Origin of the sequence: Streptomyces sp. NPDC007863 (assembly GCF_040633895.1) — a bacterium.
Classification (GTDB): Bacteria; Actinomycetota; Actinomycetes; order Streptomycetales; family Streptomycetaceae; genus Streptomyces.
Genome location: NZ_JBEYEI010000017.1, coordinates 80,975 through 106,785, shown reverse-complemented (window position 1 = coordinate 106,785; position 25,811 = coordinate 80,975). Strand labels below are relative to the sequence as shown.

The 25,811-nt window shown below is 73.3% G+C and carries 20 protein-coding genes; 4 read left to right on the top strand and 16 right to left on the bottom strand.

The features are described from left to right. Positions 1–13: 13 nt before the first annotated feature. The 3 genes from ABZ621_RS25735 to ABZ621_RS25725 form a co-directional block, all read right to left on the bottom strand. Complete coding sequence (locus ABZ621_RS25735) at positions 14–1,606, bottom strand: cation acetate symporter (RefSeq protein ID WP_360608411.1); 1,593 nt, start codon at positions 1,604–1,606, stop codon at positions 14–16. Continuing rightward, on the bottom strand, positions 1,603–1,986 hold the full coding sequence (locus tag ABZ621_RS25730; RefSeq protein ID WP_360608580.1) for a DUF485 domain-containing protein: 384 nt from the start codon (positions 1,984–1,986) through the stop codon (positions 1,603–1,605). Before ABZ621_RS25730 ends, ABZ621_RS25735 begins: the two co-directional genes overlap by 4 nt. A gap of 284 nt (positions 1,987–2,270) precedes the next feature. Then, on the bottom strand, positions 2,271–4,388 hold the full coding sequence (locus ABZ621_RS25725; RefSeq protein WP_360608409.1) for a DNA topoisomerase IV subunit B: 2,118 nt from the start codon (positions 4,386–4,388) through the stop codon (positions 2,271–2,273). A gap of 434 nt (positions 4,389–4,822) precedes the next feature. On the opposite strand from ABZ621_RS25725, the gene ABZ621_RS25720 reads away from it, so the two are divergent. After that, the gene (locus ABZ621_RS25720) at positions 4,823–5,053 is read left to right on the top strand and encodes a hypothetical protein (RefSeq protein WP_030495106.1); all 231 of its coding nucleotides are present in this window, start codon (positions 4,823–4,825) and stop codon (positions 5,051–5,053) included. Positions 5,054–5,203: 150 nt separating this feature from the next. Here ABZ621_RS25720 and ABZ621_RS25715 read toward each other — a convergent pair whose 3' ends face one another. The 7 genes from ABZ621_RS25715 to ABZ621_RS25685 form a co-directional block, all read right to left on the bottom strand. Then, positions 5,204–6,025 (bottom strand): serine protease, encoded by an 822-nt coding sequence (locus tag ABZ621_RS25715; RefSeq protein ID WP_360608407.1) that lies wholly within the window; start codon positions 6,023–6,025, stop codon positions 5,204–5,206. Positions 6,026–6,165: 140 nt separating this feature from the next. After that, positions 6,166–7,719 carry an RNA polymerase sigma factor gene (locus ABZ621_RS25710; protein WP_360608405.1) on the bottom strand — a complete coding sequence of 518 codons (1,554 nt, stop codon included), beginning with the start codon at positions 7,717–7,719 and terminating at the stop codon, positions 6,166–6,168. Positions 7,720–8,098: 379 nt separating this feature from the next. After that, positions 8,099–8,989, bottom strand: a complete 891-nt coding sequence (locus ABZ621_RS25705; RefSeq protein WP_360608403.1) for an FCD domain-containing protein — start codon at positions 8,987–8,989, stop codon at positions 8,099–8,101. 160 nt (positions 8,990–9,149) lie between these two features. Further along, positions 9,150–10,874 carry an ATP-binding cassette domain-containing protein gene (locus ABZ621_RS25700; protein ID WP_360608401.1) on the bottom strand — a complete coding sequence of 575 codons (1,725 nt, stop codon included), beginning with the start codon at positions 10,872–10,874 and terminating at the stop codon, positions 9,150–9,152. 123 nt (positions 10,875–10,997) lie between these two features. Then, positions 10,998–11,759, bottom strand: a complete 762-nt coding sequence (locus tag ABZ621_RS25695) for an NUDIX domain-containing protein (protein WP_360608399.1) — start codon at positions 11,757–11,759, stop codon at positions 10,998–11,000. 108 nt (positions 11,760–11,867) lie between these two features. Next, on the bottom strand, positions 11,868–13,859 hold the full coding sequence (locus ABZ621_RS25690) for a glycogen debranching N-terminal domain-containing protein (RefSeq protein ID WP_360608397.1): 1,992 nt from the start codon (positions 13,857–13,859) through the stop codon (positions 11,868–11,870). A 178-nt stretch (positions 13,860–14,037) separates the two neighbouring features. Then, positions 14,038–15,447, bottom strand: a complete 1,410-nt coding sequence (locus ABZ621_RS25685; protein WP_360608395.1) for a DUF4192 domain-containing protein — start codon at positions 15,445–15,447, stop codon at positions 14,038–14,040. 141 nt (positions 15,448–15,588) lie between these two features. Here ABZ621_RS25685 and ABZ621_RS25680 point away from each other — a divergent pair, with 141 nt between their 5' ends. Further along, positions 15,589–17,772 (top strand): RecQ family ATP-dependent DNA helicase, encoded by a 2,184-nt coding sequence (locus ABZ621_RS25680; protein ID WP_360608393.1) that lies wholly within the window; start codon positions 15,589–15,591, stop codon positions 17,770–17,772. Positions 17,773–18,000: 228 nt separating this feature from the next. After that, positions 18,001–18,627, top strand: coding sequence for a hypothetical protein (locus ABZ621_RS25675; protein WP_360608391.1), 627 nt, complete (start codon positions 18,001–18,003; stop codon positions 18,625–18,627). Positions 18,628–18,678: 51 nt separating this feature from the next. On the opposite strand, the gene ABZ621_RS25670 is transcribed toward ABZ621_RS25675, so the two are convergent. From ABZ621_RS25670 to ABZ621_RS25660, 3 genes are all read right to left on the bottom strand, one after another. Beyond that, positions 18,679–19,287 carry a hypothetical protein gene (locus ABZ621_RS25670; RefSeq protein ID WP_360608389.1) on the bottom strand — a complete coding sequence of 203 codons (609 nt, stop codon included), beginning with the start codon at positions 19,285–19,287 and terminating at the stop codon, positions 18,679–18,681. Positions 19,288–19,393: 106 nt separating this feature from the next. Then, complete coding sequence (locus ABZ621_RS25665; RefSeq protein ID WP_360608387.1) at positions 19,394–20,101, bottom strand: ribonuclease HII; 708 nt, start codon at positions 20,099–20,101, stop codon at positions 19,394–19,396. Between the two features lie 85 nt (positions 20,102–20,186). Then, the gene (locus ABZ621_RS25660; protein ID WP_360608385.1) at positions 20,187–20,813 is read right to left on the bottom strand and encodes a TetR/AcrR family transcriptional regulator; all 627 of its coding nucleotides are present in this window, start codon (positions 20,811–20,813) and stop codon (positions 20,187–20,189) included. 134 nt (positions 20,814–20,947) lie between these two features. Between ABZ621_RS25660 and ABZ621_RS25655 the strand changes: the two genes are divergently transcribed. Next, entirely contained in the window at positions 20,948–22,501 is a 1,554-nt protein-coding gene (locus ABZ621_RS25655) for an MFS transporter (RefSeq protein ID WP_360608383.1), read from the top strand. 47 nt (positions 22,502–22,548) lie between these two features. On the opposite strand, the gene ABZ621_RS25650 is transcribed toward ABZ621_RS25655, so the two are convergent. Genes ABZ621_RS25650 through ABZ621_RS25640 form a run of 3 tightly spaced genes read right to left on the bottom strand, consistent with a single transcriptional unit; the run spans position 22,549 to position 25,785 of the window. After that, complete coding sequence (locus ABZ621_RS25650) at positions 22,549–23,463, bottom strand: ADP-ribosylglycohydrolase family protein (protein ID WP_360608381.1); 915 nt, start codon at positions 23,461–23,463, stop codon at positions 22,549–22,551. A 12-nt stretch (positions 23,464–23,475) separates the two neighbouring features. Next, the gene (locus tag ABZ621_RS25645; protein ID WP_360608379.1) at positions 23,476–24,135 is read right to left on the bottom strand and encodes a histidine phosphatase family protein; all 660 of its coding nucleotides are present in this window, start codon (positions 24,133–24,135) and stop codon (positions 23,476–23,478) included. A 33-nt stretch (positions 24,136–24,168) separates the two neighbouring features. Beyond that, positions 24,169–25,785 (bottom strand): ATP-binding cassette domain-containing protein, encoded by a 1,617-nt coding sequence (locus tag ABZ621_RS25640; protein ID WP_360608377.1) that lies wholly within the window; start codon positions 25,783–25,785, stop codon positions 24,169–24,171. Positions 25,786–25,811: the final 26 nt, after the last annotated feature.

Genomic DNA, 25,811 nt, shown 5'->3' with positions numbered 1-25,811 from the left:
GTTCCCCGCTCCGTCAGGCCGCCCCGGCCCCCGTCAGCGCCCGCACCTCGGTCTCCGCGTGCCGCGCCTCGTCAGGCGGTTCGGCGGAGGTGACGGTGCCGAGCCAGCCGGCGAGGAAGCCGAGCGGGATGGAGACCAGGCCCGGGTTCTGGAGCGGGAAGAGCCGGAAGTCGACACCGGGGAAGAGTGCCTCCGGGCTGCCGGAGACCACCGGCGAGAACAGCACCAGGAGCACCGCGGGCACGAGTCCGCCGTAGACGGACCAGACCGCGCCCCGGGTGGTGAAGCGGCGCCAGAAGAGCGAGTACAGCAGCACCGGCAGGTTGGCCGAGGCGGCGACCGCGAAGGCGAGGCCGACGAGGAAGGCGACGTTGAGGTCGCTGGCGAGCAGCCCGAGGCCGATCGCGACGGCCCCGATGACCGCGGCGGCCACCCGCGCCACCGCCACCTCGCTGTACTCCCGCCGGCCCGGCCGGCGCAGCGAGGCGTAGAGGTCGTGGGCGACGGAGGCCGAGGAGGCCAGGGTGATCCCGGCGACGACGGCGAGGATGGTCGCGAAGGCGACGGCCGCGACGACCGCGAAGAGCACCGTGCCGCCGGTGGAGCCCGCTCCCCCGCCGAGGTCGAGGGCGAGCAGCGGAATGGCCGTGTTCCCGGAGGCGTTGGAGGCGCGGACCTCGGCGGAGCCGATGAGGGCGGCGGCGCCGAAGCCGAGGACGATCGTCATCAGGTAGAAGCCGCCGATGAGGCCGATGGACCAGACGACGGAGCGGCGGGCGGCCCGCGCGGTGGGCACGGTGTAGAAGCGGGACAGGATGTGCGGCAGTCCGGCGGTGCCGAGGACGAGCGCGAGGCCGAGGCTGATGAAGTCGAGCCGCGCGGTCCAGTCGCCGCCGTACTTCAGCCCCGGTCCGAGGAAGGCGCTGCCGTGCCCGCTGCGTTCGGCGGCGGTGGTGAGCAGGCTGTTCACGTCGCCGTGGAAGCGGACGAGGACGAGGACGGTGAGCGCGACGGTGCCCGCCATCAGCAGCACGGCCTTGACGATCTGGATCCAGGTGGTGGCCCGCATCCCGCCGAGCGACACGTAGACGACCATCAGCGCGCCGACGCCGATGACGGTCCAGGTGCGCGCCGCCTGGCCGGTGCCGCCGAGGAGGAGCGCGACGAGGCTGCCGGCGCCGACCATCTGGGCCACCAGGTAGAGCACCGAGACGGCGACGGAAGAGGTGCCGGCCGCGATCCGCACGGGCCGTTCGGCCATCCGCGCGGCGACGACGTCGGCGAGGGTGAACCGGCCGCAGTTGCGGACGAGTTCGGCGACGAGGAGGAGCACCACCAGCCAGGCGACGAGGAAGCCGACCGAGTAGAGCATGCCGTCGTAGCCGTAGAGCGCGATGAGGCCGGAGATGCCGAGGAAGGAGGCCGCCGACATGTAGTCGCCGGCGATGGCGAATCCGTTCTCCATCGGCGAGAAGAGCCGGCCGCCGGCGTAGAACTCCTCGGCCGAGCCGTGCCGGTCGCGGCTCACCCAGGTGGTGATGGCGAGCGTCACGGCGATGAAGACGCTGAAGAGGACCAGGGCGAGGGTCTGGTGGTCTCCGGTCACCACTGTCCGGCTCCTCTCGTCATCTCCTGGGTGTCCCAGCGCAGTTCGAGCGCGGCCCGGTCCCGGCGCAGCCGCGCGTGCCGCGCGTAGGCCCAGGTGAGGAGGAAGGTGGTGAGGAACTGGCCGAGTCCGGCGACCATCGCCACGTTGACCGCGCCCGCCACCGGGCGGGCCATCAGACCGGGGGCGGCGGTGGCGGCGACGACGTAGGCGAGGTACCAGAGCAGGAAGGCGAGGGTCGCGGGGAAGGCGAAGCGGCGGTAGCGGCGCCGCACCTCCTGGAAGGCGGGGCTGCGCTGGACCTCCAGGTAGACCCCGGCCGCCCCGGGCACGCCGTGCGCGGCCTCGTCGTACCGCTGGTGCGGTAGCCCCGGCGGGATCCCGCCCGCCCCGTCGTCCGGCGCCCCCGCGCGCCCCTGCTCGTCCAGCTGCTCCACCGGTCAACTCTCCTTGTCAGCGAACCGTTTCGGCCGCGTGCCCAAGGATGGACAGAGTGGGCAGATCCCGGACTCTTCTCCTTCCGCTCTTCACCCCATCAGGTGACTCTCGGGCCCGACGCCTGACCGGACCGGGCCGATATGCGTATGGACGCCGAACGGCCCGGACCCCGTGGGACGGGGACCGGGCCGGTGCGGTGCGGTGCGGTGGAGCGGAGCGGTACGGCTCAGGCGTCGATGCGCGAGCGGTCGAGCGTCGCCGCCGAGCTGGTGATGAACTCCTTGCGGGGCGCCACGTCGTTGCCCATCAGCAGGTCGAAGACCGTCTCCGCCGCGTCCAGGTCGCCGATGTTGATCCGGCGCAGGGTGCGGTGGCGCGGGTCCATCGTGGTCTCCGCGAGCTGGTCGGCGTCCATCTCGCCGAGGCCCTTGTAGCGCTGGATGGAGTCCTTGTAGCGGACCCCCTTCCGCTGGAACTCCAGGAGCGTCTGCCGCAGCTCGCTGTCGGAGTACGTGTACACGTACTTGTCCTGGCCCTTCTTGGGCTGGACCAGCTCGATCCGGTGGAGCGGCGGCACGGCCGCGAAGACCCGCCCCGCCTCGACCATGGGCCGCATGTAGCGCTGGAAGAGGGTCAGCAGCAGCGTCCGGATGTGCGAGCCGTCGACATCGGCGTCGGTCATCATGATGACCTTGCCGTAGCGGGCCGCGTCGATGTCGAAGGTGCGGCCCGAGCCGGCCCCTATGACCTGGATGATCGCGCCGCACTCGGCGTTCTTCAGCATGTCCGAGACGGACGACTTCTGGACGTTGAGGATCTTGCCGCGGATCGGCAGCAGCGCCTGGAACTCGCTGTTGCGGGCGAGCTTGGCGGTGCCGAGCGCGGAGTCTCCCTCGACGATGAAGAGCTCGCTGCGCTCCACGTCGTCGCTGCGGCAGTCGGCCAGCTTGGCCGGCAGCGAGGAGGACTCCAGGGCGGTCTTCCGGCGCTGCGCCTCCTTGTGCTGGCGGGCGGCGATCCTGGTGCGGGCCGCGGCGACGGCCTTCTCCAGGACGGCCCGGGCCTGCGCCTTGGCGTCCCGCTTGGTGGAGGTCAGGAAGGCCTTGAGCTCGCGGGCGACGACGGTGGCCACGATCCGGCGGGCCGCCGAGGTGCCGAGGACCTCCTTGGTCTGGCCCTCGAACTGCGGCTCGGCGAGCCGGACGGTGACGACGGCGGTCATGCCCTCCAGGGCGTCGTCCTTGACGATGTCGTCCTCGGCGACGCGCAGCAGCTTCGCCGAGCGCAGCACCTCGTTGACGGTCTTCGTGATGGCCTGCTCGAAGCCGGAGACATGGGTGCCGCCCTTGGGGGTGGCGATGATGTTCACGAAGGACCGGACCGTGGTGTCGTACCCGGTGCCCCAGCGCAGCGCGACGTCCACGCCGAGCTCGCGGGTGACCTCGGTGGGGGTCATGTGGCCGCGGTCGTCCAGGACGGGGACGGTCTCCTTGAAGGTGCCCTGGCCGGTGAGGCGCAGCACGTCGCAGACGGCCTTGTCCTGCGCGAGGTACTCGCAGAACTCGCTGATGCCGCCGTCGAAGCGGAAGACCTCCTCGCTCTTGCCGATCCCCTCCAGGTCCCGCTCGTCGCGGACGACGATGGTGAGGCCGGGCACGAGGAAGGCGGTCTGGCGGGCGCGCTGGTGCAGCGTCTCCAGGGCGAGCTTGGCGTCCTTGAGGAAGATCTGGCGGTCGGCCCAGTAGCGGACGCGGGTGCCGGTGCGGGTCTTGGGCACCCGCTTGCCCTTGATCAGCCCGCTCGACGGGTCGAAGGGGCTGTCGGGGCCCTGCTCGGTGAAGATGCCGGGGACGCCGCGCCGGAAGCTGATCGCGTGCGTGGCGCCGTTCCGGTCGACCTCGACGTCGAGGCGGGCCGAGAGGGCGTTGACCACGGAAGCGCCGACGCCGTGCAGACCGCCGGAGGCCGCGTACGAGCCGCCGCCGAACTTTCCGCCGGCGTGCAGCTTGGTCATGACGACCTCGACGCCGGAGAGACCGGTCTTGGGCTCGACGTCGACCGGGATGCCCCGGCCGTTGTCCCGGACCTCGACCGAGCCGTCGTCGTGGAGGATGACGTCGATGTGGTCGCAGTAGCCGCCCAGGGCCTCGTCGACCGAGTTGTCGATGATCTCCCAGAGGCAGTGCATCAGGCCACGGCTGTCCGTGGACCCGATGTACATTCCGGGGCGCTTGCGGACCGCTTCGAGCCCTTCGAGGACGAGCAGGTGCCGCGCGGTGTAGTTGGAACCGTCACGGTCTGCGGTCAGCAGCGCACTGGACGGCACGGACGTTTCGGCGGTCACGCGGTTCGCTCCTCGCTGAATTTGAAATCTTGCCCGATGGGGTGAGTACCGGCGTCGCTCACCGCTCAGAGGGTACCGATGCCTGGTGGGGCCGCTGAAACGCCACCCACTCGGTTTCCTCATGCTAGTCCAGACTCGTATAGACGTTCGATCCCTCGAAGGGGTGACGTGAACATCACGTTCCCTTCCAGGCATGAACCATCTAGGCTCCGGGCACGTCCTCATGAACAACCGGCAACCCCGCCGGGAGGACGACCGACACCACAGCAACGCGAAACCCGTAGAGCGACGCAATACGGCTCATTCGCCGCCAACCGGCAGCAAACAGCCACCTTGGGAAAAAGTTTCAAGGAAAAGCCACGAGCGGGAACGTTTTCGGCCTGGTTGGATGTTGACCCTGGTACGACAGCTCGTCGAGCTAGAGAAGAGGCGACGTGACTACTGTTCTGACCCCCGCGAGCCCCCTGACGGCCGCTGACCGCTGCGACCGCTGCGGCGCCCAGGCTTACCTGCGTGTCGTCCTGGCCAGCGGAGGTGACTTGCTCTTCTGCGCCCACCACGGTCGCAAGTTCGAGCCGGAACTCAAGAAGATCGCCGTTGAGATACAGGATGAGACGGACCGGCTGACCGACGTGCCGGCCCGCACGGTGGGCGACGAGCACTGACGCCGCGCATCCACGACGAGCTCAGGGCTGGCCCCTAGAAGGCCGGACGACGGGCGGTCATCCCCTGGACCAGGGGATGACCGCCCGTTCTCGTACCCCCACGGGCCCGGGAGACCCCCGCGGGCCCCGGTCAGGGCCCCGCCCGTGCCCTCAGAGCCGCTCGGGCAGCACCGCGGACACCCGCGTGTAGACCCCGGGGTTCTCGGCCTGTCCGCAGCCACTGCCCCAGGACACCAGGCCCACCAGCACCCCCCGCGCCACCAGCGGCCCGCCGCTGTCACCCTGGCAGGCGTCCCGGCCGCCCCGGGGGTCCCCGGCGCAGAGCATCGTCTCCTTGCGGTAGGAGACGCTTCCGAAACGGCCCGGGTACGCCTGCTCGCACGCCCCGTCCGGGAGCACCTGAACGTGTGCGGAGCGCAACGAGGTGGCGTAGCTGCCGTTGCCGCTGGTGTCGCCCCAGCCGTACACCTCGGCCGCCGTGCCCGGGTTCTCGGCCGCGTCCCCCGGTGCCGCCACCTTGATGACGTAGGAGCTCGGCAGGGACTCGGCGAGGGTGAGCACGGCGAGGTCGCCGGAGTTGGTCGTCGGGTCGTAGTCGGGGTTCACCCAGGTGTCCGAGATCCGCACCTCCTGCCCGCCCTGCCCGCGCAGCGCCGCCCGGCCGGCGATCACCGACAGGTCCCGCAGCTGCCAGGGGGCGCCGCCGAGCGCCTCCCGGCTGAGGCAGTGGGCGGCGGTGAGGACCTTGGTGGGCGCGACGACGACGCCGCCGCAGAACTGGCCCGCGCGCATACCTCCGAACCGGTCACGGCTGGACAGCGCCACCACCCAGGGCGCGTCGGCGATCTCGGTCGGACTGCCGCCCACCACGACACTGTCGGCGGCGGCCGGGGCCGCGCCGGCCACCGCTCCGGCCACCGCAGTGATCGCACCCAGGGCACCCGTCAACGCTCGGGCGAAGGGACCACGCATGGAGCCTCCTGACTCTCCGCTGATATCCGTTCACCCAGCGTCCGGCACGCAAGGGTCCGCTGCACCCGCGAACGGCCGAAGGGCCCGGCCCCCGAGCGGGGAACCGGACCCTTCGTCCACTGCCGTGTACCTCGGACGGATCAGTCGAGGTAGTCCCGGAGGACCTGCGAGCGCGACGGGTGGCGCAGCTTCGACATCGTCTTCGACTCGATCTGGCGGATCCGCTCACGGGTCACGCCGTAGACCTTGCCGATCTCGTCGAGCGTCTTCGGCTGGCCGTCGGTGAGGCCGAAGCGCATGGAGACCACGCCGGCCTCACGCTCGGAGAGCGTGTCGAGGACGGAGTGCAGCTGCTCCTGGAGGAGCGTGAAGCTGACCGCGTCGGCCGGCACGACCGCCTCGGAGTCCTCGATGAGGTCACCGAACTCGCTGTCGCCGTCCTCACCCAGGGGGGTGTGGAGGGAGATCGGCTCGCGGCCGTACTTCTGGACCTCGATGACCTTCTCGGGGGTCATGTCGAGCTCCTTGGCCAGCTCCTCCGGGGTGGGCTCACGGCCCAGGTCCTGGAGCATCTGGCGCTGGACGCGCGCGAGCTTGTTGATGACCTCGACCATGTGCACCGGGATACGGATGGTGCGGGCCTGGTCGGCCATGGCGCGGGTGATCGCCTGACGGATCCACCAGGTGGCGTACGTGGAGAACTTGTAGCCCTTGGTGTAGTCGAACTTCTCGACCGCGCGGATCAGACCGAGGTTGCCCTCCTGGATCAGGTCCAGGAAGAGCATGCCGCGGCCGGTGTAGCGCTTGGCCAGCGAGACCACCAGACGGAGGTTGGCCTCCAGGAGGTGGTTCTTGGCGCGGCGGCCGTCCTCGGCGATGATCTCCAGCTCGCGCTTGAGCTTCGGGGCGATCTTGTCCGAGTTGGCGAGCTTGTCCTCGGCGAAGAGACCGGCCTCGATGCGCTTGGCGAGCTCGACCTCCTGCTCGGCGTTGAGGAGGGGGACCTTGCCGATCTGCTTCAGATAGTCCTTGACCGGGTCCGCGGTGGCACCGGCGACGGCGACCTGCTGGGCGGGAGCGTCGTCCTCGTCCTCGTCGGACAGGACGAAGCCCTTGGTCTCGCCCTCGGTCTCCTCCTCGTCCTTGCCCGGCGCGACGTCCTCGAGCAGCTCCTCGCCCTCGATCAGTTCGTCGTCGGACTTCTTGGACGCGGTCTTCTTGGCCGCCGTCTTCTTGGCGACGGTCTTCTTGGCCGCCGTCTTCTTGACGGCGGTCTTCTTCGCGGCCGCCTTCTTGGCGGGCGACGCGGCCTCGTCGGCCGGGTCGGCGCTCTCGGCCGCGGGGGCCGCCGAGCCGGTGGCGACGGTGGTCCTCGTCACCGTCGCCGCCCTCGCGGTGACGGTGGTCTTGGCGGCGGTGCGCTTGGCCGGGCTCTTCGCTGCTGCGCTCTTGCGGGCGCGCTTCGGCGACTCCGCTGCACTGACCATCAGCGTCACACCCTCTTCCTCGAGGATCTGATTGAGGCTGCGCAGAACATTCTTCCACTGGGTTGGCGGAATCTGGTCAGCCTCGAAGGCCCGACGCACGTCATCGCCGGCGATCTGCCCATCAGCCTTTCCCCGCTCGATGAGCGCCATCACAGACTCGGACTCGGCGATCTCCGGCGGGAGCGTACGGGATGTGCTGGCCGACACGAACAACCTCTCGGAACGATGGAAACGGCTTCCGGCCCCGCCCGAAGATCGGGCCGGAGCCGACGACCGTCGACGGGGAATGTGCCGACGGCGCGGGCTGGACCGGGGAACTGCACAGCGCCTGCACCGGCTGCTGTATTCCTTCCTCGGCTGTCACCTCTTAGGTCATCGCACGGCTCGGAGGAGTGTTACGCCCAATCTCCGTGTCCCGAGTCACACCGCATCCGCGACGAAAGGGGCGAACAGTTATCAAGCGTACATTCGGCGCCGCCGACACCCTGGCGCGGTCCGGGGAACCCTGACGGGCTCCCGGACCGCGCTCGGACCCGGCGGCACTCCTCGTGCACGCGCCCGTGCGCTTCCGGCCACGGTCCGCGGGTCAGTGTTCGCGGGGGGCGGGAACGACGCGGGGCTCCACCTCGGGGTGGACCGTGAGCAGTTGGCGCATGGCGTTCTCGGCTCCGGCGGCGTCGCCGGCGGCGAGGGCGTCGACGATCCGGCCGTGGTGCGTCAGGCAGCTCTCACTGGGGCGGTCACAGGCCGTGACGGGCCCGCCGGAGACCTGGAGGGCGGCGGCCACGATGCCGGAGAGGTGCTCCAGCATGCGGTTGCCGGCGAGCTGGATGAGCAGGGAGTGGAACTCGGTGTCGGCGCGGGAGAAGGTGATGCCGTCGCCCTGCGCGTACGCGTGCCCCATGATCTGGACCATGTCGGCGAGGCGCTGCTGCACGTCCTCACGGCCGTGGCCGGCGGCGAGGCGGGCGGCGAGCGGCTCGATGGTCCAGCGCAGCTCGTTGAGCTCGCGCCGCTGGCCGTCGCGCTGCGGGCCGAAGGCGCGCCACTCGATGATGTCGGGGTCGAGCAGGTTCCAGTCGCTGACCGGACGGACCCGGGTGCCGACGTTGGGACGGGCGCTGACGAGGCCCTTGGCCTCCAGGACGCGGAGCGACTCGCGCACGACGGTGCGCGAGACCTCGAAGCGCTGGCCGATCTCCTCGGGGACGAGGGGGCGGTCCGCGCCGAGATCGCCGGAGACGATCATCTGGCCGAGCTGCTGGACGAGCTGGCCGTGCAGTCCGCGGCCCCGGCTGCCGGCGGTGCGGCGGCCGACGCGGCCGAGGTCCGTGTCCACCCCCTCCCAGGAGGGCGGGCCCACGCGGTCGGCGGCGGGCGCCTCCCCGTAGGGGTAGCGGTCGAGATCGCCCGTGGCGCCGAGGCCGGAGTCGACGGAGCGGGCGGCGGTCATCATCGTGTGCGCAAGGGTACTCACGCATCCTTTGTCGGCGTGGCCTCCGTGGCCCTTGAGGTCTTTGGTGAAAAGCACACGAAAGGGTGATCGGCACCCCCTACACAATTGACGATCATTCGGGCATAAAAGGCATTTCGCAAGGGAGTTGCCGCCCAAGCGGAAGACGTCGGTCCGCAAATGATCACCAACGCGCCTGTCGGCGAAGCCCGGTGAGCGCATAGGCGCAGAGAAGGACCGTCAACGTGAGCGCGAGGGCCACTCCGGCGGGCTGTGCCACGACCTCCAGCACCCCGGAGATCCACCGGTCGAGCGGCGGCGCCCACCGGGGCCCCGCGAACTCGCGCAACCGGGCCGGGAGTCCCGCGACGGACCGGACCGCGGGGCCGCTCATCACCTGCCGCAGCAGCGGGACGAAGGCGACCGGGACGAAGAGCACGGCGGCCACCCCGGCCGCCGCGGCCCGGAACACCCCGGCCCCCAGCACCCCCGCCCACGCGCAGCCGACCGAGAGCCCCAGCCAACTCGCGCCCATCGAAGCCCAGTTGTCGGGTACGACGATCAAGTCCGGTCCGTAGAAGAGGCGGAGGACCGCCAGATCGGCCCCCGCCACCAGGACGCCGAGGAGCAGGGCCACGGCCGCCGATACGGCGAGCTTGGCGAGGAGCAGCGCCGGCCGGCGCGGCACGGCACCACGGCCCGCGGCGAGGGCGGGGTAGCGGTACTCCTCCCCGAAGGCGAGCGCGCCGATCAGGCCCGCGGCGAGCGCGGCGGGCGGCAGCGGCAGGAGCTCGGGCCAGGCGGCGAGTGCCGCCGGGAGCGGGGTGCCGCCGCCCCGGCCGAGCAGCACGGCGAGCACGGCGGACACCGCCAGGGCGCCGGCGAGGATCAGCCCCGTGGACGGTACGCCGGCGATCCGTCGCAGCTCGTAGCGGAGCGGCCGCAGCGGGGAACGCACCGGTCGGCGCGCCCCGGGCAGCGGCGCGGGCGCACCCTCGGCCGGGCGTTCCACGGGCCCTGCCGCGACCGGGCCGGGCCCGTCGACGCCCGTCTCCTCCACGAGCCGGTGGACGGGGACGCCCAGCCGGAACGCGGTGTCGCCCACCTGCGCGCAGTCGCCGCCGTACACCAGGAGGAGGGTGCCGTCCTCCGTGTCGACCTCGACCGGGCGGCGCGCGGCCCGGGCCTCCTGGGCCACCGCGGCGGCGAGCCGGGCGGCGTGCGGGGTGCGGACGGCGACCCTCGGCCGCAGCCGGGTGCGGGCGAAGTCGCCCGCCTCCTGGGCGGCGACGAGGCGGCCGCCGGCGAGGGCGACGACGTGGTCGGCGTTGCGGGCCGCGTCCTTGGGATCCCTCGTGGTGTAGAGGACGGTGCCGCCGGCCTCCGCGTGCGCGCGCAGCAGTTCGTGCAGCCGGAGCCGCTCCGCCGGGGACAGCCCTGCTCCCGGAGCGTCCAGGAGCAGGGTGTGCGGCTCCCCCAACAGGGCGGCGGCCAGGGCGAGTCTGCGGTCGGCCCCGCGCGGCAGGGTGCCGAGCCTCGCCCCCTCCAGTCCGCCGAGGCCGACGTCGCGGATCACGGCGTCGGCCCGGGCGACGGGAACCCCCGCACCCGCGGCGAGCATCCGCAACTGCCCCAGGACCGTACGGGACGGATGGCCGGGCACGTCGCCGAGGACGACGCCGACCTCGCGCGCCGGCTGGGCGATCCGGCGCAGCGGGCGCCCACGGAAGTAGGTGAGTCCGCGCCCCGGGTCGAGTTCGAGGAGCAGGCGCAGGGCGGTGGTCTTGCCGGAGCCCGGGGGGCCGACGAGGGCGGTCACGGCCCCGGCCGGGGCCTCGAAGGTCAGATCGTCCACGGCGGGCGGGCGGTCGCGGCGGGGGGCACTGGTCAGTCCGATGGCCTGGAGCATCGCTTCTCTCGCGGTAGGAGTCACCGCTCCGCGGCAGGGCGGCGCTATCGCAGCAAGATAACGTTAGATTTCGGACTTTTCCCGCAGGGTTGCCGCCCCGGGGGCGGCGGAGGCAGCGGCTCCTCAGACCTCGGGGCGCAGCATCGGCGGGTTGAGCAGGGTCGCTCCGCCGGCCCTGAACAGCTGGGCGGGGCGCCCTCCCTGACGGGTCGTGGTTCCCCCGGTCGGGACGAGGAAGCCGGGGGTGCCGGTGACCTTGCGGTGGAAGTTGCGGGGGTCGAGCGTGACGCCCCAGACCGCCTCGTACACCCGGCGCAGCTCGCCGACGGTGAACTCCGGCGGACAGAACGCCGTGGCGAGCGAGGAGTACTCGATCTTCGAGCGGGCCCGCTCCACCCCGTCGGAGAGGATCTGGGCGTGGTCGAAGGCGAGCGCGTCCGGGGAGCCGGGGTCGGCGACCCACGCCTGGGCGAGCAGTTTCTCCACGGGTGCCCAGCGCGCGCTGTTGGCGTCGCCCCCCGGCCGCGGCGCGGGCAGGTCCGGGGCGAGCGCGAGATGGGCGACGCTCACCACCCGCATCCGCGGGTCGCGCGCGGGGGCTCCGTAGGTCGCGAGCTGCTCCAGGTGCGCGCCGTTGTCCGGCACCGGTGACGGCGCCGACGGGTCGTGGGCGCGCAGCCCGGTCTCCTCGGCCAGCTCGCGCGCGGCGGCGGCGCCGAGGTCCTCGTCGTCACGGACGAAGCCTCCCGGCAGCGCCCATCTCCCCTGGAAGGGCTCCTCTCCCCTGCGGACGACCAGGGTGCACAGCGCGTGGCTCCGCACGGTGAGGACGACCAGGTCGACGGTGACAGCGAAGGGCGGGAAGGCCGACGGGTCGTAGGGCATGCCGCGATCATAGTCGTCCCTTTGACGATAAACACGCGTCGTGCGCTCTCCGCCTTCGGCCTCCTCCCCCGGCCGGGAGGGCTTTCTCGTCTCCGTGTCCGGCATGCGTCACACCCCCAGTTGCAGAGACTCGGCGGCCTCCTCGACCATACCGAGCCCGAGACGGCTGACCCGCACGGCGAAGGGTTCCCCGGCGACGACGAGCCCGGAGAGCCGGAGCGCTCCGAGCGGCGCGGAGGCCATGGGGTGCACGGCGACCGTCCGGCCGGGGGCGTCGGGCCGGATCCCGGCCAGGGCGGCGAGCGCGTGGACCGCTCCGGCGGCGGCGACGGCCGCGGGCCGGCAGGCTGCCGGGTGCGGCACGGGGCGCGTACCCGTGGTGCGCTGCTCGCCCGCGTACATCTCGGGCAGCCGGTGGCCGAAGAGCTCGGCGGCGTCGAGGAGGCCGCGGAGCAGGGACACGGCCTCCTTCTCGTATCCGGCGGCCGCCAGTCCGGCGACGGCGACGGCCGTCTCGTGGACCCGGACGGCGCCGGCCCGGTGCCCGAAGGGGTTGTGGCCGGGTTCCTTGGCGCCCAGGCTGCGCAGCCCCCAGCCGGAGTCGAGCGCGGGGGTGCCGAGCAGCCGCGCGAGCTGTTCGGTCTCCGTCCGGTCGAGCAGCCCCTGGGCGTACCGGCCGCCGTCGAGGAGCCCGGTGTCGAGGAGGTGGGCGGCCCACCCGCCGAGCTGGGGCCAGGAACGTCCCTCCGCCGACCGGGCGGCGGCGGGCCGGCCGCCGGACAGGTCGTCGATCCAGAACTCGGCACGGAAGCGGGTGCGCAGCGTGCGGGCGGCGGCCCGGAGCTCCTCCCCGCCGGCGCGTCCGCAGGAGTCGAGGAGGTCGGCCCCGAGCAGGGCGGCCCGGTGCGCGTGGGCCTGTGTCTCGGCCCGCCAGGGGCCGCCGGGCGCCGGGTCCGGCAGGAGCCCGTCCGCGTCGAGCCCGCGGCGCAGCCAGCCGAGGCAGCGCTCCGCCACCGGAAGGAGCTCGTCGAGCTCGGCGGCCGGGAGGCCCCACCGGCGGGCTTCGGCGAGCACGACGGGGAAGGCGAGGGTGGCCTCGACGCCGGTGCAGCGGGGCGGGAGGTGCGGTCCCGCGTCCCGCAGCGGGCCGGGGACGCGCCCGGATTCGGTGCCGCCGGCGACCTGGGTGCGGCCGAGGGCGCGCAGGGTGGCGGCGGCGAGCCGGGTGCCGAGCGGCAGGGCCATGCGGGCCGCCCAGAGGGCTTCCGCGGTGACGGGCCCGCACCGCCACGGGACTCCGGCCGCGAGGTGGACGTCGGCGGGGTGGGCGGGGTCGCGCTGGAGGAGGGCCCGCAGGTCCTCGACGGAGGCGCGGAGCAGCGCGCCCGTCCGGTGGTCGTCGCCCTCCGCCTGGGCGTCGGGGAGCAGCTGTCCACCGGGGCGGGCACCCCCGGCGGGCGCGGCGACGCCGGGGGTCCGCTCGGCCTGGACACGGAGGTGGAGGGTGGTGGTGGTGCCGGGGGCGAGGTCGGTTTCCCAGCGGAGGACTCCGGCCGCCGCCAGGGCGTCCGTCGGCGGGGGGTCGGCGGTGACGGCCACGGAGCGGCCGTCGGGGGCGGTCCAGCGGAGTCCGGTGCCGTGGACGCTGGGCCTGAGTTCGGGGCGGGGCCGGCCGGACGCGATCGCGCCCAGCTCCGCGAGATCCGTGCCCAGAGCGACCTCCACCGGGACGCGGACGGGGCGGGGGACCGCGCTGCGGAGGGTGATCCGCTCGGTTCCGTCGGCGCCCCGGGAGCGCTCGACGGTGACGCCGGGGTCGGGGCCGGTGTCACCGGGGACGCGGAGTGCGCCGACGAAGACGGCCCGGTCGGCCGCGGCGAGCCGTCCCTGGAGGGGGACGGGCTCGCGTCCGGCGACCCGCAGGACGCTGCGGGAGAGGAGCCGTCGCCCGGAGGCGTAGACGCCCTCCGGTCCGTGCCCGGTGAGCTGGCCGTGCTCGGGCGAGACGGCGAAGGCGGGCAGGGCGACGCAGAGCAGGGCGTCGTGGACCGGGGGGAGTTCTCCGGGGCGCGGCCCGTGAATCCCGGGGGTGCCGCCCACGGGCGGCTTCCTGGTGGGGTGTTCGGTCGGGTGTCCGGGGGCCGGGACAGGGCTGAGGACCATGGGAGGTGTGGCGTGCTCTCTGTGCGATCCGGACGGCCGGCGGGGTGTCGGCGGCTCGGCTCGCCCGGCTCCGCCACAGAGGTGAACGGTCCGGTGGTGCGCGGGGTCACGGCCGTCATCGGCCGCTCCTCGTCCCGCGCCGCCCGCCGTGGTGCGGGGCGGGCCTTCCGGGCCGGGTCGCGGCCCGTCCGGCGGGCCGGACGCCGGGCCTCCCCCGCTCCCTCCCGCGCTCCCGCGGGGAGCCGTCGTGAACCGCTCGCGGGAGCAGCGGCCTCGAACCGGCGGCGCGCACTCCCCGCGTGCGGGTCCGGGTGCGCGTCCGGGCGACGCGGGCGGGGGCCACGTCCCTCCCGGCCGCCGCGGCGCGGTCCTCCTTCTCCTGGCGCAGACAGGCGCGCAGCGACTCGGGGTCGAGGCCTTCGTTGCACGCCTGGTGCAGCAGCCTCGCGAAGACGTACTCGGGATCGGCCTGGAGGGCGAGACCGAGGGCGACGCGCGCGGTGGGTTCGTCGCCGGTCGACCAGGCGGCCCAGCCGGCGAGGGTCAGGGGCGCGGCGGCGTACTCCTCGTAGGGGGCGACACAGCGCCGGGCGAGGACGCGCCACAGCCGCACGGCCGCGGCGCCTTCGGCCCCCTCCATCCACTCGGCGAGCCGGTCGCGGGTGACGCGGTCCTGGAGCCCCAGGATCAGGGCCGCCGCCTCACCGGGGTCGACGCGGGCGTCGTCGTCCGCCTCGATCGCGGCCCGGCCCCGGCGGGCGCCGTCCTCCCCGATCCGGCGCGGCGGTTCGGCGAACCTGCCGAGGAGCCGGCCGGCGAGGGCCAGGGTGGTCTCGCGGAGCTCCGCCCTGAGGTGCTCCTCCGCGCCGTCGACGACGCGGGGGACGATCGCGGCCGCGGCCGCGTCGAGGGCGGCGCGCTGCTCCGTGTCGCCGGGTGCCCCGGTGGGCCTGAAGGAGGCCTCCATCTCCCTCAGCGAGCCCCGTACCCGGATGCCCGCGTAGGCGGCGGCCGCCGCCATGACCGAGGTGCCGGCGAGGGCGAGCGGGGTGCCCTCCGGCGGGCAGCAGCGGGTGTCGGGGCAGCAGTACGAGAAGTGGCGGCCGTCGGAGATGCACAGCACCTCGTAGACGGGGATGTCGAGGGCTCCGCAGGCGGTCCGCAGGCGCTGGGCGAGGGGCCGCAGCCGCTCGTGGACCTGCCGTGCGGTCTCGCCGGGCCGGGGGTCCTGGCAGAGGAAGCCGACGATGCCGTCGGGTGGCGTGGTGCGCTTGGCGGACGTCTCGACGAGGCATTCGGCGAGGTGGTCGGCGGTGGAGTCCCACTCGCCGGGCGAGCGGGGAATGCCGACCCTGATCCGGCCGCCGAAGCGGCCGTTCGCTCCGTGCAGGGCGACGAGCACGACGGAGTCGGTCGGGTGGAAGCCGAGCACGAACGGCAGGGCGTCGGCGAGCTCGGAGGGACTGCGCAGGGTGATCTGGCGGCCTCGGGTGGATGCGTTGATCTCGTGGTGGTTCGCGTTCATGGCGAGGACCGTCTCGTGATCTCCGATTTCCGACAACCCCTGTGGATAACTCCGCAGATACAGTCAGATGATCCGATATGCACTGTCCACAGATCTCTGCCCGGTTCGCCGAATGTCCGAGGCATCGGGTTGCATGGACGCATGACCCACGCAGCACGCCCGGAAGACCGCGCCGCGCTCCGCGCCACCGCCGACGCCGTACTGGCCCGACTCGTCGGAGACCCGACCGGCACGGCGAGACTCCGCGAGGACCAGTGGCGCGCCATCGAGGCGCTGGTCGCCGACCACCGCCGGGCGCTCGTGGTGCAGCGGACCGGCTGGGGCAAGTCCGCCGTCTACTTCGTCGCGACCTCCCTGCTGCGCGAGCGCGGCAGCGGGCCCACGGTCATCGTCTCCCCGCTGCTCGCCCTCATGCGCAACCAGGTGGACGCGGCGGCCCGGGCGGGCATCCGCGCCCGCACGATCAACTCGTCGAACACCGAGGAGTGGGAGAGCGTCCAGGACGAGGTCGCGGCAGGCGAGGTCGACGTCCTGCTCGTCTCCCCCGAGCGGCTCAACAACCCGGACTTCCGCGACCAGGTCCTGCCGCGGCTGGCCGCCGCCACGGGTCTCCTCGTGGTGGACGAGGCACACTGCATCTCCGACTGGGGCCACGACTTCAGGCCCGACTACCGGCGGCTGCGCACCATGCTGGCCGACCTCCCGGCCGGCGTGCCGGTGCTCGCCACCACCGCGACGGCGAACGCCCGGGTGACCGCGGACGTCGCCGAGCAGCTCGGCACCGGCGCGGGCACCGACGCCCTCGTCCTGCGCGGCCCGCTGGACCGCGAGTCCCTCAGCCTCGGCGTGGTCACCCTGCCCGACGCGGCCCATCGGCTCGCCTGGCTCGCCGACCACCTCGACGAGCTGCCCGGCTCCGGGATCATCTACACGCTGACCGTCGCGGCCGCCGAGGAGGTCACCGCCCACCTCCGCCAGTGCGGCCACACGGTCGCCTCGTACACCGGGCGGACGGAGAACGCGGACCGTCAGCAGGCCGAGGACGACCTGCTGGCGAACCGCGTCAAGGCGCTGGTGGCGACCTCGGCGCTCGGCATGGGCTTCGACAAGCCGGACCTCGGCTTCGTCGTCCACCTCGGGTCGCCCTCCTCGCCGATCGCCTACTACCAGCAGGTCGGCCGTGCCGGGCGAGGCGTGGAGCACGCGGAGGTGCTGCTGCTCCCCGGCAAGGAGGACGAGGCGATCTGGCGGTACTTCGCCTCCGTCGCCTTCCCGCCCGAGGAGCAGGTGCGCCGGACCCTGGACGTCCTCGCCGCCGCGGGCCGGCCGCTGTCGCTGCCCGCGCTGGAGCCGCTGGTCGAGCTGCGCCGGACCCGCCTGGAGACCATGCTCAAGGTCCTCGACGTGGACGGGGCCGTCCACCGCGTCAAGGGCGGCTGGGAGAGCACCGGACGGCCCTGGGTCTACGACACCGAGCGGTACGCGTGGGTGGCCGAGCAGCGGTCGGCGGAGCAGCAGGCGATGCGCGAGTACGCCACCACGACCGGATGCCGGATGGAGTTCCTGCGGCGCCGGCTGGACGACGAGGAGGCCGCGCCCTGCGGCCGCTGCGACAACTGCGCGGGTCCTCGGTTCGACCCCAAGGTGACGGACGCGGCGCTGGACGCCGCCAAGGGCGAGCTGGGCCGCCCGGGCGTGGACGTGGAGCCCCGCCGGATGTGGCCGACGGGCCTGGCCGCCGCCGGCGTCGACCTGAAGGGCCGGATCCCGGCCGGTGAGCAGGCCTTCGGCGGCCGCGCCCTCGGACGCCTCTCGGACATCGGCTGGGGGAACCGGCTCCGGCCTCTGCTGGCCGACACGGCGCCGGACGGCCCGGTGCCGGACGACGTGGTGCAGGCGGTGGTCCAGGTGCTCGCCGACTGGGCGAAGGGGCCCGGCGGCTGGGCCTCCGGTGCCTCCGACGCGCCGGCGCGGCCCGCCGGGGTGGTGACGGTCGCCTCGCGGCGGCGGCCCGCCCTGGTCGGCTCGCTCGGTGCCCGGATCGCCGAAATCGGCCGGATGCCCCTGCTCGGAGCGGTGGAGTACGCCCCCGAGGCGGAGGACCTGCGGCTGTCGCGCACCAACAGCGCCCAGCGCGTCATCGGCCTCCACCGGGCCCTGGAGGTACCGCCCGCGCTCGCGGAGCGGGTGGCCTCGGCGGGCGGCCCGGTGCTCCTGGTGGACGACCTGTCCGACACGGGCTGGACCCTCGCCGTGGCCGCGCGGCTGCTGCGGCGCTCGGGAGCGGAAGGAGTCTTTCCTTTGGTCCTCGCCGTCCAGGGATGAGAAGGGTCGGGAAACGGCGAGTGAATACCGGGTAACTGGGCAGGGATATCAGTGGCATAACGGTTCATTACCGTCAGCCGCCTCAATTGCTCGTTGCCGCCCCCGCTCGGGCCACGCCAGAATTGGGGAACCGCCCCACACGGCTCGAAGCGGTCCGGAAGGACTGTGCCGTGCTGCGCCCTCACCCGACCTTGCCCGCCTCGCGGGCGCGTATCCGAAGGGAGGACCGTGACCCTCGGATTCGCTCCGTCCACCACCTCGCTCGGCTCGAGCTCCGCCTCGGCGAGCCGTCTCGCCCGGATGCTGGAGCCGGCCGACTGGGCCGGGGCCGGAATTCCCTTGCTGCGCAGTCCTCGTGAGATCGTGAGCGGACTGCACTCCCGCCATCACCCGCTGCCCACGACCGCGGTCGTGGCGGTGCTCGACCACGAGGAGCGGCTCACCGCGAGCGCCTCGTTCACGCGACGCCCCGGCCCCGCCGACGGCTGGGAGTTCCGGAACGCGCTCCTCGCCCATCTGCGGCGGGTGGTCCCGCACGACCTCCGGCGGCGCGCGCCCGTCCGGACGGCGGTGCTCGTCTACTGCCGGGACGGCGACGAGCGCTGGACGGAGGAGGACGGGGCCTGGATGTGGGGGCTCCGGGACGCCTGCACGCTCCACGGGCTGCGGTGCGGCGCGTACATCACCCTCACCAAGGCCGGCTGGCAGGTCTTCGGCGAGGGCCGGGGCGGCCGCCGGCCGAGCTCGGACTCCACGCCGCTGGCGTTGGGCGAGCCGACCGGCGAGCTCGGTCACCTCGCGCCGCGGACGGCCGGCGGCGCGGCCGAGCCGCTACGCAGGGCGGCGGCGCGCTGAGCTCCCCGGCCGCTCCGCCGGGCCGCTTCCGGTCCGGCGGAGACGCGACCGTCAGACTCCGGCGCCGAGGAGCGCGGTGACCCGCTCCGGGTCTCCGCAGACCACGAGCAGGGCACCCGCGCGGGACCGGGCGACCGGCAGGGCGCGGGCGGCCACGTCGTCCCCGCCGTTGACGGCGACGATCACCACGGGGCGGGCGGCCACCCGGTCCACCGAGGCGGCGTCCGCGAAGAACACGTCCTCGACGGTGTCCTGCTGGGCCCAGTAGGACGCCTCGCCGAAGGACAGCTCGTGCGCGGCCCACGGGTGGCGCTCGCCGGTGGTGAGCACCAGGACCTCGCCGGGCGACCTGCCGCTGTCGAGCAGCAGGTCGAGGGCCTCCTCGGCGGCGTCGAGGGCGCCGTCGGCCGGAGCCGGGATGAGCTGGAGCTGCGGGTTGTCGCCGCCGGAACGATTCTCCGGAGGGCTCTTGGGTGCGGGCGGACCCGGCACGGGCCGCTGGGCCGGCGGCGCGGGGCGAGCCGCACCGGGACGCGGGGAGGCCGCCGAACGGGGGCCGGGTACGGGACGTGGGGTCGGCGCGGGACGGCCGGCGGCCGTGGTGGCGCTAGGACCCTGGGCGCTCTCGTGAATCTGAGGCTCCTCGGGAGGGAGAGGCATGGGTGGATGTCTATCAAATGCCGTTTCGGACGGCACCGTCGGGTGGGCGCACAGAGGCGCCCCCGGTCCGCAGGGACCGCGTCGGTGAGGTCCCGGGACCGGAAGATCAGAAGTCGAAGCCGAGTTGGCCCCCGCTCTCCAGAGCGGCCGCCTCCGCGGAGAGGCGGACCTTCTTGAGGTGGCGCCATCGGGGCATGGCGTCCAGGTAGGACCAGGAGAGCCGGTGGTACGGGGTGGGACCCAACTCTTCGAGGACGGCCTTGTGGACGGGCGAAGGGTAGCCCGCGTTGGCGCCGAAGCCGTAGCCGGCGCAGCCGGGGGCTTCCTCCAGCTCGGCCATCATGGCGTCCCGCCGCACCTTGGCGATCACCGAGGCGGCGGCGACGGAGATGCAGGACTGGTCGCCCTTGATCACCGTGCGCACCCGCCAGGGGCTGCCGAGGTAGTCGTGCTTGCCGTCGAGGATCACCGCGTCGGGGCGGACCGGGAGGCCTTCGAGCGCCCGGACCGCCGCGAGGCGCAGGGCCGCGGTCATCCCGAGCTCGTCGATCTCCTGCGGGGACGCCTCGCCGAGCGCGTAGGCGGTGACCCAGCGCTCCAGCTCGGCGGCGAGGACGGTACGCCGCTTCGGAGTGATCAGCTTGGAGTCGGTCAGGCCCTCGGGGGGTCGGCGCAGGCCGGTGACGGCCGCGCACACGGTGACGGGCCCGGCCCACGCCCCGCGTCCGACCTCGTCGACCCCGGCGACGATCTTGGCGCCGGTGGTGGCTCGGAGCGACCGCTCGACGGTGTGGGTGGGAGGTTCGTACGGCATGGCGCCTGACAGGTTACGCCGCCGGGCACCGCGTGCGGTACCCGGATTCCCGTCAGGCGTCCCTCCCCCCGTGCCGCGGGCTCGGTCAGGCCGGTGCCGAGCGGACCAGCGGCACCATGATCCGGTCGATGACGTCGGCCATCTCGGTGTCGGGCCATTCGCTGCCGCACACCTTCGAGCGGTACATCATCATCGCGGGAATGACGTCGAGGACGAGATCGTCCAGGGCGTCGGCGCGCACCTCCCCGCGGGCGATCCCGCGCTCCAGCACGCGCGCGAAGAGCTGCTTCGAGGGGCCGACGACACCGGTCTCGATCAGGGCGCGGAAGCGTGCGGCCGCCACCTCGTCGCACTCGTGAAGGACCGCGCGCAGGGCGAGGCCGGAGCGCGAGTTCATGACGTCGCGGACCCGGCGGCAGAGCTCGTATAGCTCGTCGCGGAAGCCGCCGAGGTCGGGAGCCTCGTCGAAGCGGGGCAGTCCGGCCCGGAGGGCGTCGGCGACCAGGTCTTCCTTGGACGGCCAGCGCCGGTACACCGCGGCTTTGCCCGTCTGCGCCCCGAGCGCGACACGCTCCATGGTCAGGCCGTTCCATCCGACGCTGCTCAGCTGGTCGAGCGTCGCGTCCAGGATGGCGCGTTCGAGCACCGGTCCGCGTCTGCGGGACACCGCTCCGTCCGGCCGAGCGGCGGCCATGGAGCGCGAAGTCATCATCAGGGTCTCTCCGTTGGGGGCCGAAACGAACCACCGGAAGCGCTCAGTGAACGGTTGCGTTCACTGATGGGGACTCACTACCGTGAAGACCAGTGAACGGTCACGTTCACTGATTCTTCCGTGGGGGATCCATAGTGACAACAACTCCGGTCGACACACAGGCCGAGAAAGGCCTCGCCGGCTCCGGGGGCCGGCCGGGAATCGCACTGACGGTCATCGCCGCCTGCCAGTTGATGGTCGTCCTCGACGCCACGATCGTGAACATCGCACTGCCGGACATCCAGGACGCGCTCTCCTTCTCCACCACCGATCTGTCGTGGGTGCTCAGCGCCTACACGCTGACCTTCGGCGGGCTGCTGCTCCTCGGCGGCCGGGCCGGCGACATCCTCGGCCGCCGCCGGGTCTTCATGGCCGGCATCCTGCTCTTCACCTTCGCCTCGCTGCTCGGCGGCTTCGCGCAGGAGCCCTGGCACCTGCTCGCCGCGCGGGCGCTGCAGGGCGTGGGCGGCGCGATCGCCTCGCCGACCTCGCTCGCCCTGATCACCACCACGTTTCCCGAAGGTCCCGAGCGCAACCGGGCGTTCGGCGTCTTCGCCGCCGTCTCCGCCGGCGGCGGCGCGATCGGCCTGCTCGCCGGCGGCATGCTCACGGAGTGGCTGGACTGGCGATGGGTCCTCTTCGTCAACGTGCCCATCGGCCTGCTGATCGTCTTCCTCACGCCCCGGTACATCAACGAGTCCGAGCGCCATCCCGGCCGCTTCGACCTCGCGGGTGCGGCGACCTCCACCCTCGGCATGGCGGCGCTGGTCTACGGCTTCATCCGTGCCTCGGAGAGCGGCTGGAAGGACCCGCTGACGGTGGGCTCGTTCGCCGGCGCGGTGGTGCTCCTCGTCGCCTTCGCGCTGGTCGAGTCGCGCGCGAAGGAACCCATCACCCCGCTGCGGATGTTCGCCGACCGCAACCGCTCCGGGACGTACGTGATCATGCTGAGCCTCGCGGCCGCCATGTTCGGCATGTTCTTCTTCATCGTCCTGTGGGTGCAGGACGTGCTCGGCTACTCCCCGATCGCGTCCGGTCTCGCGTTCCTGCCGGTCACGGTGGCGATCGTGACCGGTGCCGGTCTGTCGCAGCGGTTCCTGCCCACCCTGGGCCCGAAGCCGTTCATGGTGGCCGGTTCCACGATCACCGGCCTCGGCCTCTTCTGGCTGACCTTCATCGAGGCGGGCAGCGGCTACGCCGGCGGGGTCCTCGGGCCGATGGTCCTCTTCGGCTTCGGCATGGGCCTCAATTTCGTCACCCTCACCCTGACGGCCGTCTCGGGGGTCGCCCAGCACGAGGCGGGAGCCGCGTCCGGCCTGCTCAACGCGACCCAGCAGGTGGGCGGCTCGCTGGGCCTCTCCATCCTGGTCACGGTCTTCGGCACGGCGAGCCGCACCGAGGGCGAGAGGCAGGTGTCGGACTTCCTCGCCACCGCGACACCGGAACAGCGGGCCGAGTTCCTGCGGACGAAGGAGCTCCCGGCGCCCTGGAGCCACGAGGTGCTGACCTCGGGCATCTCGACCGCCTTCACCGCGGCCGTGGCGATGGTCGCGGTCGCGCTGCTGACGGCGGTCCTGGTGATCCGGGTCCGCCGCGGCGACCTGGAGGCGCTCAGCGGCAAGGCCGAGGCCGCGGGCCCCGTGGCCTGACGGCCGGCGGAGGTCCGGACCCGCGCGGGTCCGGACCTCCGTCGCGTTCAGCTCCGGGCCGTCCCCCGCGGAACCCAGACGGGAAGGGCCTCGGTCCGCTCCAGCCAGTCGGCCGGGGGCGCGCCCCCGGCGGCGGACGCCACCACCCCGCCGGCGATGGCGCAGGTCGTGTCGACGTCCCCGCCGACCTGGGCCGTCGTCCAGAACGTCGTCTCGAAGTCGCCCAGGCCTCGGGCCGCCGACCAGAGGGCGAACGGCACCGTGTCATGGGCACTGGTGCGCCGCCCGCTGCCGAGCACGGCGGCGACGGTCCCGGCGTCGCCGTAGTCCAGCATGTCCCGGGCCCGGCGCAGCCCCGCGCCGACCGCGCTGCGCGGGACCAGGGCGACGACCCCGTCGAGCAGCGCCTCCGGCGTGGGGGGACCGGCCGGATCGGCCGCGAGGGCGGCCGCCGCGGCGACGGCCATGGCACCGACCACGGCCTCGCGGTGCTGGTGGGTGGGATAGGCGGAGATCTCGGCCTGGTGGGTGGCCTGTTCGGGGTCGTCGGCGTACCAGGCGCCGAGCGGGGCGATGCGCATCGCGGCGCCGTTGCCCCAGGATCCCTGGCCGTTGAAGAGGGCCGCGGACAGCTCGCGCCAGTCGCCGCCTTCCCTGATCAGCCGGAGCATCCGGTTGACGGCGGGGCCGTAACCGCGGTCGAAGTCGTGGTGGTCGGCGAAGGAGGCGGCCAGGGCGTCCTGGTCGATGCGGTCGTGTCGGGCGAGGACGGCCAGGATGGAGCAGGCCATCTCCGTGTCGTCGGTCCACTGCCAGGAACCCGGCGGCAGTTCGCGCCGCTTCAGCAGGGGGTAGTGCGCGGGGACGAAGAACTGGGAGCCCAGTGCGTCCCCCACGGCCAGTCCGCGCAGACTGGCGAGGGCGCGGTCGAAGCGCCGGTCGAATGAGGAGTCAGCGGTCATCGGTGCGCCACTCTATCCGGTGGGACCGTACGGTTCCGGGGTACACCAGCGTTCGAACGGGCGGTCAAGCCGGTAGCGTCCGCCCTCGCCGAGCGTCAGGACCCGGGTCTCCGCGTTCCCCGGGTTCGACAGCGATTCGAAGTCGGCCACGCTCCAGTGGAACCACCGCATGCAGAAGAGACGCATGGTCAGTCCATGGGTGACGAGCAGGACGTTCGGCGGATGGTCCGGGGCCTCGAAGCTGCGGTAGAGGCTCTCCAGGAACGCCCCGACCCGGTCGTACACGTCGGCTCCGGACTCCCCCTGCGCGAAGCGGTAGAAGAAGTGGCCGTAGGCGTCCCGGTAGACCTTCTGGAGGCGTACGTCCTCCCGGTCCTGCCAGTTGCCCCAGTCCTGCTCCCGCAGCCGGGGCTCCTCGCGGATCCTGACCTGCCCCGGTGGCAGCCGGAAGGCCTGCAGGGTCTCGTGGGTGCGGCGGTACGGCGAGACGTACACGCTGACCGCCTCGTCGCCGAAGAGCTCCCGCAGCCGCTCGCCCGTCGCCTCGGCCTGCCGACGGCCGGTCGCGGTGAGCCGGAGGGCGTGGTCGGGCTCCCGTTCGTAGACGGTGTCGTCGACGTTGCCTTCGGACTCCCCGTGCCGTACGAGGACGATGCGCCGCGGTCGTGCCATGGTCCGACCCTAGAGGGAGCCGCCCCGTTCGGCTCAATCGAGGAGCCGCCCGGAGTCCATCCGGCGTATCCGCCCGGTGAACCGGCGCCGCAGTTCGCGGTCGTGCGAGACCACCACGACGGCGCCGGGCCACTCCTCCAGCGCCTGTTCCAGCTCCTCGACCAGGCCGAGGGCGAGGTGGTTGGCGGGCTCGTCGAGGAGCAGCAGGTCCGCGGGGCGGGCGAGCAGTCTGGCGAGCGCGAGCCTGCGCAGCTGTCCCGCCGAGAGGGCGCCCACCGGCACGGTGAGGTCGTCCGGCCGGAACAGTCCGTACGACAGGAGCCGTTCGGTCAGGCCCTCCTCGTCGAGCCCGAGCCCCAGCCCGTGGCCGAAGGCGGTGAGCAGCGGCTCGGCCGGCCGCGGGACGGTGACCTCCTGGGCGAGGAAGCCGGTCCGGCCGCGGCGGCGCACCTCTCCCCGGTCGGGGCGGAGGGCGCCGGCCATGACGCGGAGCAGGGTGGACTTGCCCGCGCCGTTGCCCCCGTGGACGAGGAGCCGTTCGCCCGCCCGGAGGGTGAGGGTGTCGACCGCGAGGCGCTCGCCGACCCGGATCCCGTCCAGGGCGAGCAGTTCGCCCTGGACCGCGCCCGCCTCGGGACGTGCGGTGAAGGAGAGGGGCGGGGCCGGTTCGGACACCGGGTCCTCCCTGAGGCGGCGGAGCCGCTCCCGGGCGTTGCGGACGCGTCCCGAGACGGATGCCTGGACGCGTCCGCCGGCCCGGTCGTAGGCCATCTTGTTGTTGTCCTTCATGACGCGGCCCGCCGCGACGGCGTGGGCCGTGCCCTCCGCGTACGCCTCCAGGCGCTCGGTCTCGGCGCGCCATTCCTCGTGCTCCTGCCGGCGGCGCCGGCGGGTGGCCTCGCGGGCGGCGCGGAAGCCCGCGTACCCCTCGCCGTGGCGGACGAGGCTCCGCAGGTCGGTGCCGACCTCGACGAGGGCGGTGGTGACGCGCTCCAGGAAGACGCGGTCGTGGGAGACGGCGACGACGGTCCCGCGGTGGCCGCGGAGGGATTCCTCCAGCCAGTCGAGGGCCGCAGCGTCGAGGTGGTTGGTGGGTTCGTCGAGCAGCAGGACCTCGGGCGCGGCGGCCACGGCGACGGCGATGCCGAGCCGGGCCTGCTCGCCGCCGGAGAGGCTGCCGAGCCGGCGCTCCCGGGGGATGTGGGCGATCCCGAGGGCGTGGAGCGCCTTGTCGACGCGGGCGTCGGCCTCGTATCCGCCGCGGAGCTCGTAGGCGGTGAGCAGGTCTCCGTACGCGGCGAGGTCCTCGGCGGCCGCGTGGTGCAGGCGGGCTTCGAGGGCGCGCAGGCGCGTCTCCATGGCGCGGAAGTCGGCGAGGGCCGCGTCGACCGCATCGGCGACCGTGTCCTCCGGGGGCAGCTCGGGGGTCTGGCGGACCAGCCGCAGTCCCCCGTCGGCCAGGGCGGTCACCCGGCCCTCGTCCGGCGTGACGGCGCCGGCGAGGAGGTGGAGGAGGGTGGACTTCCCGGCGCCGTTCTCCCCCACGATCCCGACCCGCTCGCCGGGGCGGACCGAGAGCGAGACGCGGTCGAGGAGTATCCGCTCCCCTCGGGAGACGGTCACGTCGTGGAGCGAGATCTGTGCGGGCATGGCACCTCCCGGCCAAACGTCAAACA

Excerpts from the sequence above, each read along its gene's own strand:
- ABZ621_RS25715 (WP_360608407.1), bottom strand. The coding sequence starts at position 6,025 with ATGCGTGGTCCCTTCGCCCGAGCGTTGACGGGTGCCCTGGGTGCGATC.
- ABZ621_RS25700 (WP_360608401.1), bottom strand. The coding sequence starts at position 10,874 with ATGCTCCAGGCCATCGGACTGACCAGTGCCCCCCGCCGCGACCGCCCG.
- ABZ621_RS25695 (WP_360608399.1), bottom strand. The coding sequence starts at position 11,759 with ATGCCCTACGACCCGTCGGCCTTCCCGCCCTTCGCTGTCACCGTCGAC.
- ABZ621_RS25685 (WP_360608395.1), bottom strand. The coding sequence starts at position 15,447 with ATGAACGCGAACCACCACGAGATCAACGCATCCACCCGAGGCCGCCAG.
- ABZ621_RS25680 (WP_360608393.1), top strand. The coding sequence starts at position 15,589 with ATGACCCACGCAGCACGCCCGGAAGACCGCGCCGCGCTCCGCGCCACC.
- ABZ621_RS25670 (WP_360608389.1), bottom strand. The coding sequence starts at position 19,287 with ATGCCTCTCCCTCCCGAGGAGCCTCAGATTCACGAGAGCGCCCAGGGT.
- ABZ621_RS25665 (WP_360608387.1), bottom strand. The coding sequence starts at position 20,101 with ATGCCGTACGAACCTCCCACCCACACCGTCGAGCGGTCGCTCCGAGCC.
- ABZ621_RS25660 (WP_360608385.1), bottom strand. The coding sequence starts at position 20,813 with ATGATGACTTCGCGCTCCATGGCCGCCGCTCGGCCGGACGGAGCGGTG.
- ABZ621_RS25650 (WP_360608381.1), bottom strand. The coding sequence starts at position 23,463 with ATGACCGCTGACTCCTCATTCGACCGGCGCTTCGACCGCGCCCTCGCC.
- ABZ621_RS25645 (WP_360608379.1), bottom strand. The coding sequence starts at position 24,135 with ATGGCACGACCGCGGCGCATCGTCCTCGTACGGCACGGGGAGTCCGAA.
- ABZ621_RS25640 (WP_360608377.1), bottom strand. The coding sequence starts at position 25,785 with ATGCCCGCACAGATCTCGCTCCACGACGTGACCGTCTCCCGAGGGGAG.